A 13,322-nucleotide genomic window follows, 5' to 3' on the forward strand; every position below is an offset into this window, starting at 1 on the left:
CAGAGAACTCAGTAGCTGATAACTGGCGGTTCGTTATGATGCAGCACTTAGGGACTCAGTTTTCCTCTAGGCCGGTAGTGGCATAGAGGTCAATGACCTTCAACTTTTTTTACAGATTACCGGGTTGGTATGCCGAAGCACGTGGTCGTTATCAAACATCACGAGTCCGGCTTAACTTTCTTAACCGGAGAATCGAATAATGAACACCCATACTTCTCTTTTAGAAGACCAGTTTGTCAATATGGCATTTATCACCAGTCTGACTGGGTTAACAGATAAGTGGTTCTATAAGCTAATTAAAGATGAAGTTTTCCCAAAACCAATAAAAATGGGTCGTAGCTCTCGCTGGTTAAAAAGCGAAGTTGAAGCCTGGCTTCAGGAACGTATTAACCAGTCCCGCAAATAGGCCTCTCCCCTAACTAAACCCGCAGCATGAAAATAATTATCCAGCTACCCGGAGGCTTTCTGCTGCCTGTAATTTAAGCAAGAAGGAACAAGAACTATGAAAGACTATAAGGCGCGTTACAAAGAGCTCCACAGATATTATCAGACCTGGCTACTGGATTTTACAAAGCTGACCGTTCGCCAAGGTATGTGTCATCAAAATATATATCACTATCATAGCCTGACGGTTGGCTGTCTTAAATTTTCTGGAAAAGAAGCTGTTATTGCTATTGTACCTCACTGGCTACACCGAGTCATTTACGGAAAGGCAGCGGCAGCATCATTATCGATAGATGATGACCTGAACGTAAGCTTACTAACGCAGGAACACCTATTGGCCCACCATCCCATGCTTGAAGGCGTTCTGCTTTCCGAATGTGTCCGTTTAAAACAGCGTTCACTGGCAAATAAGCTCACCAGTCTGTTTCAGCAGTTTAGAGGGACTGAGCTCCGTCTAAAGCTTGTATGGCTATGCTGGTACGATTTGATGTTGGGCAACTGTCTTGCTGATTGGGTTGAAAGTTTAAAATTCAAAACAAGCGAGGAGGTAAATAGCTGGGTCAATGACCGTCAGGCTGAGAACCACATGCTTACCAGCAAGATGGATGAGTACGTCTGCTTTGCATACCGCACTGTACTCGATCCGCTGATTTGAACCTCAAGCCTTGTTCTGTAAGGGCTAAGAAATGTTCAGGGAGTTAAAATTAATATCGGTTAATTAATATAATTAATAGGTACTCCCTTTTTATATTCTTCTTAAACCTGTCTACAGATCTGCCCATTAATAATCCATCCCTCAGCTTCTTGCCGGGGGATTACCCTCCTCTACATGGCTGAACCAAGCAGCGGTCAGGAAATAACCATATGAATATTGAACGATCCTGGACACCAGACTGGTTTCTGGAGTCTGTCTTAAACTGGCATACGGATAGTATGATCAACCGGTATGCTTCCCTGCGGGCTATTCGAATAGACCTGTTCTACAAAAATGGAACGACTAGATATGCACAACCTGGACACCACCAACTGGAACTGGATATCCAATTATTAATGAAAAATATGATGAGTCTGCGAGCCGTAGTAGGTTATTTCTGGGTCATAGAGTGGACTGAGGATCACCGCTACCACGCCCACGCAGTCTTCTGGTTAGATGGTAATAGGACCCAGATAACCTATCCATGGGCTACGAAAGCGGGCGAGCTATGGAGCAACATTACAGACAGGGAAGGCTGGCATCACCGTTGCGAGTACAAGGAAAACTATCGAGCAAATATCAATATCCCTGTTCACTACAACGATCCTGGAAGTATTACCAACATACGGCAGGTACTCGCCTATATGACAAAAATCCAACAGAAGGAGGGGTTGCTACTCCATGGTTGCAATGAAGTACCTGAGCGTCCGCTGACAGGTCGTCCACGAATCCCGCCCAATGTCAGCTTCAAACACCTTGATAACAAATGATTGAGTTCTGACAATCGAATAGTCATGCGGTTGTCAGCATCAACTTTTCTGTAAGTCTGGCTGAAAGCGCTGGGCAGATTTGTGATGCACACTGTCGTAGTCTGACTCGCTTTCCATAGCATCGTTTGCATACTTACAAGATTAATGTCCTCAGCAGTACCAAGTAGCCACACGTGCTGAAAATCGCTTAACAACTTAACGTTAATTAATTGAAATTTATAAATAAATCACAATTATCAATGGAATTTTCCATCGAAGCCTTGTAAACATGAGCAATTGTACCGCCCACTGGAGAAAGTCTCCAGTTCATGTACAATCTGCCCCATATTTAGTTGTTACTGCATTAGGATAAGTCATGGCTCATTTTTCAGGTCACGAGACATTCCCGTTAAGACAAATGTGGCTTAAAAAAGCTTACAGTTGCGCCACAGCGGATGGATACATTGATAAATCTGTTTTCTCTGATGACGAGGCTATCGCCAAATTTGGTGTTGGCAAAAATATGGTCGCATCAATCAAGCATTGGGCACTCGCTTGTGAGGTCATGCAAGAAGAGGATGGCAGATTTAAACTTACTGAATTTTCTAAAAAAATATTTGATGACAATGGCTTAGATCCTTATTCGGAGCATTCTTCGACATCCTGGTTGAGTCATTGGCAATTATCCGGAAGAGGATATCGCTCCACTACTTGGTACTGGTTTTTTAACCATGTAGTCTCCCCCATCTTCACACAAGAAGACCTCAGAAGCCTTTTAGCTGAATATGCCGCTAAATGTAGTCCTGGCCGAAAGCTTTCCGCAATGACGCTCTCACGAGATATTGAGACATGCTTACGAAGTTATGCCCCTAGGTCTGGTGGAAGCACGCCTGAAGATTTCGCAGAGCCTATGCTCGGAGAACTAGGCCTTGTATCGGAAGAAAAAAAGGGACATTTTGCGTTCCGTCGGGGACCAAAGATCACGCTGTTGGATGGAGTATTTGCATACGCTCTAATCGATTATTGGGAACGGAAAGCGAAAAAAATGAGTACATTATCATTTGAGTCTATTGCATATGGTGAAGGCTCACCCGGCAGAGTTTTTAAGCTTGATGAAGATTCAATCGCAGAACGTTTATTTGCACTGGAGGAACTAACTGAAGGTTCCTTTGCATGGACAGATACAGCTGGTCTACGTCAAGTTCATCGAAAAACATCAGAAACAGAAAAAGTAATGTTGAACATGCTCGGGAAGGCTTATGACTGAACATAATGAAAACCTGCTTTCAGAACAGGTTTATATAGCAAGACAGTACCAACGTTCTATCCGCATTGATACCGACCTTGGGCGTGAAGATGCTCTTGATGGCTATGTATGCAATGGCACGGCAAAAACGCTGCTCGAAAACATGTCTAGACAGTTGTTGAATAGTCAACAACGAGCTTTTACATGGACCGGGCCATATGGAAGTGGCAAATCCTCTCTAGCAATTGCTCTTGCAAGCGCTCTATCACCCAACGAGGTTCTACGCAGCAAAGCTCGAGCTATGTTAAACGTATTACCACATAGCGACTTTGACAAAGTATTTCAGGTTCGAAAAGGTTGGCTTGTTTTACCCGTAGTAGGCCGTAGAGGTAGTGTAATTCAACAAATTTCTCATACATTGAATAAGATGTGTGGTCAGGAAAAGGATTATGCTAAATCGGCATCACTATTGATTAAACATATTTGTTCCGCAGCAGAACAAGAAAATTTAGATGGCACTCTGCTCATTCTTGACGAATTGGGTAAATTTCTTGAAGCATCAGCTTTAGGTAATGGTGATGATATTTACTTCTACCAAGAGTTAGCTGAAGCAGCAGCTCGTAGTAATGGTCAAGTCGTTATTATCGGTATACTCCACCAATCTTTTGGTCAATATGCTGCACGCCTCGGGCTTGATACTCGTGATGAGTGGGCCAAAATTCAGGGTCGATACACAGATATACCTTTAGTTGCTGGCAGTGATGAGATTGTTGAACTGATAGGTAAAGCTCTCAATGTTGATACAAGACCTAAGCATGCCAAAATTGCAGCGCAGATAGTTGCTAATGCGATACGTGAGCGACGCCCTATGGTTGGTGCTCAGTACGAGCATGCATTAGAACTTTGCTGGCCGTTACACCCAGTAATGGCGGCGTTGCTAGGCCCTATATCAAAACGTCAGTTCGGGCAGAACGAACGATCAACATTCGGTTTCCTCTCTTCATCGGAGCCTTACGGGTTTCAAACCTTCCTTAATGTAACATCATTTCAGGAAGCAACTTGGTATTTACCATCAAACTACTTTGACTATCTCCAGGCGAACCTTGAACAGCTTATTCTTGCTTCAACTGATGGGCATCGTTGGGCACAAGCTGCCGATGCAGTGGAACGAGCGGAAGCAAAATCCGATAGCACATTACATATCGCTTTAATTAAAAGCATTGCAATATTAGACCTTTTTAAAGATGGTTCAGGATTAATAGCTGAAACAACTATCCTCGAGTCGCTGTTTATTAATATAGATAAAGAAAAAATCATAACAGCACTCGATGATCTATCTAAATGGCATGTAATAATCTTCAAAAAGCACACAGGTGCATGGTCTGTTTTTGAAGGAAGCGATTTCAATATTGACCAAGCTGTGTCACAAGTTCGTGCTACAATGCCAGGAACTGACTTCAACTTACTGAATAAAATAGCAAATCTTTACCCAATAATAGCTAAGCGGCATTATCATCAAACAGGTTCATTTCGTTGGATGAACATTGCTCTGTGTGAATTAAATGATGTGCAGAAATTTGCCAATGAATTTAAACCGAAAAATGGTGAATTTGGGCTACTACTACTTACACTCCCTGACCAAAATATCAATGAAAACCAAGCTAAGCTATTATGTGCTGAAGCGGCCCGGTCTAAACCATGGCCCATTGTTGTAGGATTGCCACATAACTATTTGCGCATCGCAGATTTAGGCACTGAACTTCTGGCACTACAAGTTGTACAGACTAAGCGTGGACACGAACTACAAGGTGATACTGTCGCCCGAAGAGAAGTTCATGCAAGAATGGCTGCAACACAAGCAACACTAGAAGAACAACTAGCCGAATCATTAGCGACTGCAGATTGGTATGCTAATGATATTGAGCTGAAGCCAAAAATAACGTTATCTTCATTAGTTTCATCTCTTGCCGATAACCTTTTTTATAAAGCTCCACGTTTGTGGAGCGAATTAGTTAATCGGGACAACCTATCCAGTAATAGTGTTAAAGCTAGACGGGAACTATTATACCGAATGCTGGAAAATGAGGGAGAGCCTAATCTTGGTATAGAAGGCTACCCTGCTGCACGAGGGCTTTATGAAACCGTTTTATACCGTACTGGTTTGTATAGAAAAAATGATGTTGGACATTATCATTTCATCCCACCTAAGGGCGGAAAAAATTCATCATTCTCTGCTCTTTGGGAAAAGACACATAAAGTACTACAAAACAAAAGTACAATAACCTCAGCATCTGATATACACGCTCTTTGGGCTGCTCCTCCTTTTGGCCTTAAAAAAGGAGCCATGCCAATAATATTCATGGCTTTCTTACTGGCCTATAAGGGAAATATTGCAGTCTATAAAGATGGAGTATTTGTTCCAAATATTACAGATGCAGATATTGATGAATACTTACAAGATGAAAGACGATTTGCCTTGCGCTGGATTGTAATAGATAACGAAAAACAAAAAATCTTAAAGGGAATAGGTCAAATCCTTGCTTCTATTGGCGCAACATCCAATTCAGCAGATCCTTTAGAAGCAGCCAGAAGCTTGGTTGCAATGGTGATAGGTTTACCAAATTGGACACAGAGAACAGCAAAGCTTTCATCTGAGGCAAGAAAGATAAGAGATACGTTGCTTAAAGCCAGCGATCCTCACAAAGTGTTGTTTATCGACTTAGCCGCAGCTTTAGATGTTGAAAGTGGTCACGATTATATCAATTCTTTAAAAGCACCAATAGAAGAAATCTGGAATGCATACGACAGAATGTTACATCAAATAGCATCAAGCATGTTAAAAGCGCTAAATGCTGATGGAAACAATTTGTCTGTGCTGAGAGAACGTGCAGAAACACTATCAGGTATAACAGGTGAACTCCGCCAAGATGCCTTTGCTACTCGACTAGCTACGTTTGACAATAGCAAGTCTGCGATTGAGGGCATACTCAGCCTTGCCGCTAACAAGCCACCAAGAGACTGGAATGATCGGGATATTGATTCAGCCCTCATGGAAATAGCTAATTTTTCATTGCGCTTTCGTCAGTCTGAAGCCCTTGTGGCCATACAAGGAAGGAAACCAACGAACGAAGCTTTTGCAGTAGTAATCGGTGCTGGTGCTGAAATGCGAACATTTAAACACGAATTTAGTGTGCCAGAACAAAGTGTTCATCAGATCGAAAGACTAACCAATGAACTGATTAATACCTTGTCTGCGAAGGAACTGAGTTCGGAAATCATCATGGCCGCATTAGGTAAAGCCTATATTCAATTAGCTCAAAATGGGGAAGAGGTGCGCGATGACTGAAAAACATGTTCTAGGTATTTCTGGAGGTAAGGACAGTGCAGCGCTTGCTGTTTTTATGCGTCAAACCCGTCCTGAGCTAGATATTGATTATTTTTTTACTGACACAGGTAAAGAACTACCTGAAGTCTACGAATTCCTTGGTAAATTAGAAGGTTTTTTGGGTAAGCCAATTGCACGGCTAAATCCTCGGCGTGATTTCGATTTCTGGTTACGCGAATATAATCATTACCTACCTTCACCACAAACCCGCTGGTGCACAAGACAATTGAAATTGGCTCCATTTGAACAATGGATCCGCCCAATGCTCGCAGCAGGTGATAAAGTCACCAGTTATGTGGCAATCAGAGCTGACGAGGAATATCGCGAAGGATATAGCTCGAAGAATGCCAATTTAACAATTAGTTTACCTTTCAGAGACTATGGCATTGACCGCAAAGGTGTTATGGACATTCTTGATTCATCTGGGGTTGGTTTACCTAGATATTACGATTGGCGTTCACGTAGTGGTTGCACATTTTGCTTTTTCCAGCAAAAAATTGAATGGGTGAGATTAAAAGAGCGACACCCTGAAGCATTTGAGGAAGCTAAACACTACGAAAAAAATGCTATAGAGCATGGCTCACCTTTCACTTGGACAAAAGGAGAACCATTAGATGCACTTGAAAATCCAGAAAGGATTTCTCAAATAATTGCAGATTTTGAAAAGCGCAAAGCACGGGATAAAGCCCGAAAACCTATTAACCCTTTGCGTCCTGGAGAATCTCTAATAGATATTGACGAGATATATGGGGATGATGAAGGTGGAGGTTCTTGCGCAATTTGTCATAAATAAAAATTAAGAATGGGGGTGTTATTTTACCCCTATATCCTTTCAATTTTTCATCTCCAAATAAAACAAAAAATAAACCATAAAAATAATGTGACAATCAATATTATGATTGTCACATACTTAAAATCCCTTGCGTAAGGAACAGTAATAAAGCTATCTATGCCATAGTGCTATTACTACTTTATTTTGATTCGCCGCCTGGCCTAAAAAAACGTCTTCGTTAAGAGCAATACGAAGTGATTCTATATTTTCTGGTTTTTCATTACAATATATCAGAATCCCTTCTTCCTTATTTTTGCCACCAGGCTTCAGTTGCAGTCCCATATATAACTTTAAAGATATTTTGCTAACACAATTAGGGAAATTTTTTTGCAGAAGTATCATGCTATCTCTATCGATATGTACTTCGTCAGGTTTGCCGCGATTCATAGCATGACCAGAAAGAGGTGTGCCTGTGATTTTAGTATCTGCAGCACCGCTATTTAAATCTTTTATGAATAAGGCACAACCATCGAGACACCAACTACTTAGCCGCCTTTGAAGACCTACCCTTAAAGTACGAGAACTATATAAAGCTGCTATACTCTGGGCTTGGTCCAGACGAAGTTCACCAGTAATAGACCAACCATTATAAAATTCTTGAGCAAAGCCAAATATTGATGGTGTTTGAACATTACGTACATTCCAACACAAAACCTCACTTCCGACGTCAGATAATGATGTGTTCAAAAAAACTAGTGATTGGCCATTTTCACGACCAACTGGACGAACATACGATCCACTAATAAGTAAAAGAGATACCGCGTCCAAATGCTCTTCTTTTGTTTGAGCAAGGTCACACGCTTGAGTTAGATTAAGCCACTCTTTCCCATCTGGGGATTGTAAGACCATACCAAATCGCAGGTTTTTCTGAACCCACTTTGCTCTGTCTTTAGGATCATCGTATTTTGCAAGCTCTGCTGTATTCGGGCTATTACCACCACGCCATTCCATGCTCTTCATCAACATCCTTATTGCAGCCCTTGAATCGCCAATTTCTGCAACAGGAGCAATTACATTCGTGGTTCGATGGTCTTTTAATAAATTACCTAACACATCTAAAGACTGTCGTATTCCAGAATATTGCTCTAAAGCAGTTAACAGTTGTCGGCTTAGACACTCCTCAACATAACGACAGAAATCGTCATTATCAAATGTTGCGGTTTCATGAAGAATGTCCATTGCTTGCAGATCAAGCTCCCATAATTTTTTGGCTTGTTCTTTAGCCGCAAGCTGAAAGCCTTTAGATGTTTCAGTAACAAAACTTTCTACTGCATTTACAAATTGCCGATCAGAAGACAATTGAAATAGTGCAGACTCCCAATGTATTAGTTCGTCATCAGTCATAGGCTTACTCATAATCCTCATTCGAGAACTCGAAGTTTCAAGAATAGGACGAATATCTCTGAATTCTGCTTTTAATTGCGCTTCATGTGTTGACATTAAAATTATTTGAAGTGGTTCTGGAGCATCTACATGAGCTGAGATCATTTCTTTAATAAATGGTAGGGTGTATTTATTCGAGTTATTTACTAAATAGTAATCAACAACTAGAAGATCGTAAATTTTCCCCTTAGGTATTACAGGACTACAATAATAATCGATATTAACTTCTAATACACCAGCATTTAGTAATAATTGCTTAACACGTCTGACAGGTTCAGCATTTCCGTCTCGGAAATCAAGAACCCTACCCGCTGCACTTTTCAGCCGTTCAGGAGCTTGTTCCCTTAATTCTTCATTTGAAAGAGGTTGAGAAAGATCACTTAATTTATCGATATCATAGCCAAAAGAAGTTAAAAGTTCACAATAATCTTGATAATCGGGATCATTAGGATCTCCGAGTATTCCAGTAATATCGCCATCAATTATTTCCAAATCAGCCATCGTAATATCATTGGACAAATCATCGTCCACAATAGCCACTTTAATTATTTTTGAGTCAATTAGTGACTTTTTAAGGTCCATACTTACTCCTTAGGAAGCTCCAGCACAAAACCTCTATATCGGCCATCCTCATCAGCAGAATCCAATAAAAGTTTTGCGTCATGATAAGTAGCTACTTCAGCCGCGATAAATAAGCCCAGGCCTTGTCCCCTGGGACGCATTGAAAATCCTGCGGTGAATATTCTGTCTTTATCTGCAGGAGAAATACCTGGGCCATTATCACGCAATGTTAGAGTTCTTGATTCAGGGTCTAGTTCTAAGGTGATACGACGGTCAATCCTACCAGCTACACCTCCCTGCTGTACCCAGTAAACTGAATTAGTAATTAGATTTTCAATGGCAAGACTTACAAAACCACGCACCATATTCACCTCTACCGGTCGCATATTATCATCTCCCGAAATTAAAAGCTCAGGGATGATATTATGGCGTTCAAAACGTGCTCCATATCCTTCTATTATGGTATTTAGCAGTGCTGACAAATCAAATACCTCTTTCCTGTGTCTTCCGGAAGGAGTTAAAGGGTCTAATTGTCGCAAGCGAGTATTTATTGCTTTGATTTCTGCATCTAATTTCATTAATAAGGCTTTAGTAGCAGGGGACTCGTCTTTTGATAACTTTTGCAATAATTGGCGAGTATGACCAGTAGTTCTTGTTAGCTCATGCAGAACTCCTGACATAACAGTGCCTACTCCAGCAAGTTCAAGAATATCCTCACGCCTTTCTGTTGCTAATTTACTTGCCTCTTCAAAACGAGTTACCTCATTTTTGATAAAGTGTAAATTATTTGCGATTGATTGAACTGACTCCTGAACATCAGCAGGAACTTTTGATCTAATAGATGTAAGTCCCTGTTCAGCTTGCAAAATGCGGGCTCGTATTGTTGCGGGGGCACTTTCTACAATATCATCCAAGCGAGCTTTCTTCTCTTCTTGCCCTTCATGACCGATATAGCGACGAAGTTCATCAATAGCAAATTTCGTGAGCATATCTCTGACGAGATTAGCTTCCGGAGATTCAATCAATCCTTCTCTATTTGACCGATCTACCAGACCTGGGTTATCTGCTCGAGAGATCTCTAATGCACCAACAGTCTGAATACGGTTTACTGCAAAGCCACCTCTTTTAAGCGCTGAACTATCAAGACCTAGCCAGTCTTCACCTGTTGATTGTCCAGAGAACCCAATGCGGAAACCATCTCGATATATTGCAATACCCCCACACCATAAATCCAATTCGGTTTTCGCAGCTTTCCAGTTACCATGTAAAGTAGCTTGCTGACGCAGTCTATCTCGGTTAAACCATCGAATAGTAGCTCGAATAGGTCCAATTTTTTGAAGTGCTTCGAAGTTGACACTTAAAGCATGCGTTACTTCTTTTATTGTCCTAGAAGTAATTTCAGGCTCGTTTCCACGCTGATAATCAGTTAGATTAGTTCTAAGTATAACCTCAGGAATGCTACCAATTCCCATTGGATCGAACCAGAGTTCCATATCAGCCTGAACCAAATCTGTTAAGACTTTTTTCATCCCTTCAATTGGGATACGCGCACCATCATTAATGTGAACATCAATAGGAAAACCTGTTACTTTAGCGTTTCTAATCTTTGGGTTTTTCTCTGAAGTATCTTCATCCAATGACATAATGAATGGATTTTGCAGCCGTCTGAAAAAATCACCGACTAGCTTGCTACGAACCTTTTCTTCAGTCCAGGAGCTTTTAAGTGCAGATATTGTTATTACAGTTCCAGATGGTGTTTGCCTTGGACAAGAAGTAGGTTGTATATCAAATTGAATATCAGTAATTACTTTTGTTGGGTCATCAAACATTCGCCAGTCGAATATTACTTCATGAGCCTCCCCATCTTTAGTCCAAGATGTAACATTAGCAACATCACCAAGCCTCATCATTGCTAAACGCCCGATACCTTTATTACCGAGAATTTTTCGATTTAAGTCCTTTGTTCTGCCAGTATTAACTTTTGAAGGTGTTCCTATGGCTAGGAAAACAGACTCTAACGTCTTCAAATCCATTCCACAGCCAGAATCTTCAATAGAAATATAGTTTAATGACTCAATTACCCGAAGAACCTCATCCTTATTAGAACTTGGAGTCAAACTAGACAATTTTTGTTTAATTTGTATTAAGACGGCAGGTTCAGAGATGCTATCGATCAGAGTTTTGGTTATTTCAATTATACTGTCTTGAAGAGTATTATCGTTATCACTACTAAGTATTTTCGTAATGCAATTATCTATTAACGAATGTGAGAAAGGTATAAATACATTAATTTTCACCCTTTTTGACTCAGCATCAAAAGCATTCTTTACAAGCTCGTTTATTGCTACTTCGTCTGAAGTGATCAACTCTGCGCCGAGATGGATTAATGTTCTGGCAGCTACCGAAAAATTTGCCACAGTCTCGAGTCCTTGAATAAGAAGTTTGTGGGAGCTGCCGAGTGTGAAAAACTCAAGATTTCTATAATCTAGCAGCATTCATGAAACAAAGCAGTCCACCCAACGTAGACTGCCGTTACCTTGGTAGACCTCAAGTCAAGACCAGTTCCAAAACCTTTGGATTGAATTCTGGGTTAATGTGAATCACAAGAACTCATATTTGCTACCCTAGACCTACAGGTATCTAAAAAGCAATCATATTGCAACATTCTCTCTTATCTGAACCCTCTTTTCCATTGATCATTTCTTCTTAGCAAAATCAAACGGACTCACCGCCTTCTCCCTGTTAGCATCAAGAAAATCAGCCCACCACTGCAGCATAAGTCTGCGCTCATCCAGATGCTCGGCCTTATGAATATAAGCCGCACGCACAGAGTTACGCTCCATATGGCTCATCTGCCGTTCAACCGCATCCCTCGACCACAATCCCGATTCTATCAATGAACTACATGCCATCGTCCTGAAACCATGCCCACAAACCTCTACCTTGGTGTCATAACCCATAACGCGCAGCGCCTTGTTTACCGTATTTTCACTCATCGGTTTGCGAGGGTTATGATCGCCAATAAAGATCAGTCCATGATCGCCACTGAACCTCTTTATCTGTTCAAGAATCGCCAGAGCCTGTCGGGAAAGTGGCACCAGATGAGGTGTACGCATTTTTGAGCCACGCTGTGAGTGCTTTACTCCCTCAATAGCTTCTCGCTCGGCTGGAATCGTCCACATAGATGTTTCAAAATCGATCTCTGACCAACGAGCAAAACGCAGTTCACTGGAGCGGATAAAGACCAATAGAGTTAGCTCAACTGCAAGGCGAGTCAGCGGCCTACCGGTATAGCTGCCAATGCGCTGAAGCAGTTCGGGAGTACGCTTCAACTCTAACGCCGGTCGATGCTGTCGGTTACTTGAAGCAATAGCACCCACCATCTCCTGCGCGGGATTATAGTCAAGCAAACCGCTCTGAACGGCATAACGCATCATTGCCGTGGTGCGCTGTTGTAGACGAGAAGCCACTTCAAGACGCCCAGACAACTCAACAGCTTTGATAGGCGCTAAAAGATCGCGCGTTTTTAGTTCGGCAATATTACGCTTACCTATGGCTGGAAAGAGATTATCCTCCAGGCTTTTTAATACTCGTCGGCTATGTTCTTCTGACCATTTTTTATTTGTGGCATGCCATTCAACAGCTAGCTGTTCGAAAGTACGTGCTTCTTCCTGCTCAACCTTATCATTTTTCTTTTTGTCTCCCGGATCAATGCTGTTTGCTAACAGCTTACGAGCGTCATCACGGCGAGCCCTTGCATCAGCAAGTGACACATCAGGATAGACCCCCAGTGCCAGCATCTTTTGCTTTCCGCCAAAACGATATTGCAAACGCCAATATTTTGAACCATTTGGGTGGACGAGAAGATGCATACCGTTGCCATCGGTCAGTTTGTATTGCTTATCCGTTGGCTTGGCTGTTCTGACTTTGATATCTGTTAGGGCCATGCTTATCCCCTCCCTGTTGGTACAAGCATTATCGAACCGGAAATACCATCATCTATACCAACATCTGTTGGTAGATGTACG

9 protein-coding genes are annotated in these 13,322 nt (G+C 41.6%); 6 read left to right on the top strand and 3 right to left on the bottom strand.

The window, feature by feature from the left end; translation table 11 throughout:
* Window positions 1-199 precede the first annotated feature (199 nt).
* The 6 genes from C7433_RS07835 (at window position 200) to C7433_RS07860 (ending at window position 7,311) form a co-directional block, all read left to right on the top strand.
* Window positions 200-406, top strand: a complete 207-nt coding sequence (locus C7433_RS07835) for an AlpA family transcriptional regulator (RefSeq protein WP_110267917.1) — start codon at window positions 200-202, stop codon at window positions 404-406.
* Window positions 407-502: 96 nt separating this feature from the next.
* Window positions 503-1,099 carry a hypothetical protein gene (locus C7433_RS07840; protein ID WP_110267918.1) on the top strand — a complete coding sequence of 199 codons (597 nt, stop codon included), beginning with the start codon at window positions 503-505 and terminating at the stop codon, window positions 1,097-1,099.
* 209 nt (window positions 1,100-1,308) lie between these two features.
* The gene (locus C7433_RS07845) at window positions 1,309-1,908 is read left to right on the top strand and encodes an inovirus-type Gp2 protein (RefSeq protein WP_110267919.1); all 600 of its coding nucleotides are present in this window, start codon (window positions 1,309-1,311) and stop codon (window positions 1,906-1,908) included.
* Between the two features lie 355 nt (window positions 1,909-2,263).
* Entirely contained in the window at window positions 2,264-3,154 is an 891-nt protein-coding gene (locus tag C7433_RS07850) for a DUF4007 family protein (protein ID WP_110267920.1), read from the top strand.
* Complete coding sequence (locus C7433_RS07855; protein WP_110267921.1) at window positions 3,147-6,479, top strand: ATP-binding protein; 3,333 nt, start codon at window positions 3,147-3,149, stop codon at window positions 6,477-6,479. The genes C7433_RS07850 and C7433_RS07855 overlap by 8 nt, the downstream gene beginning before the upstream one ends.
* A complete protein-coding gene (locus C7433_RS07860) occupies window positions 6,472-7,311 on the top strand; it encodes a phosphoadenosine phosphosulfate reductase family protein (protein ID WP_110267922.1) in 840 nt (279 codons plus the stop codon). Before C7433_RS07855 ends, C7433_RS07860 begins: the two co-directional genes overlap by 8 nt.
* Window positions 7,312-7,461: 150 nt before the next feature.
* On the opposite strand, the gene C7433_RS07865 is transcribed toward C7433_RS07860, so the two are convergent.
* The 3 genes from C7433_RS07865 to C7433_RS07875 all read right to left on the bottom strand — a co-directional run bounded on the left by C7433_RS07865 (window position 7,462) and on the right by C7433_RS07875 (window position 13,241).
* On the bottom strand, window positions 7,462-9,315 hold the full coding sequence (locus C7433_RS07865) for a hypothetical protein (protein ID WP_110267923.1): 1,854 nt from the start codon (window positions 9,313-9,315) through the stop codon (window positions 7,462-7,464).
* Between the two features lie 2 nt (window positions 9,316-9,317).
* Window positions 9,318-11,711 (bottom strand): sensor histidine kinase, encoded by a 2,394-nt coding sequence (locus C7433_RS07870; protein ID WP_110268094.1) that lies wholly within the window; start codon window positions 11,709-11,711, stop codon window positions 9,318-9,320.
* A gap of 279 nt (window positions 11,712-11,990) precedes the next feature.
* Window positions 11,991-13,241 carry an integrase arm-type DNA-binding domain-containing protein gene (locus tag C7433_RS07875; RefSeq protein WP_110267924.1) on the bottom strand — a complete coding sequence of 417 codons (1,251 nt, stop codon included), beginning with the start codon at window positions 13,239-13,241 and terminating at the stop codon, window positions 11,991-11,993.
* Between the last annotated feature and the right edge of the window lie 81 nt (window positions 13,242-13,322).

Origin of the sequence: Pantoea sp. PNA 03-3 (assembly GCF_003201175.1) — a bacterium.
Taxonomy (GTDB): domain Bacteria; phylum Pseudomonadota; class Gammaproteobacteria; order Enterobacterales; family Enterobacteriaceae; genus Pantoea; species Pantoea stewartii.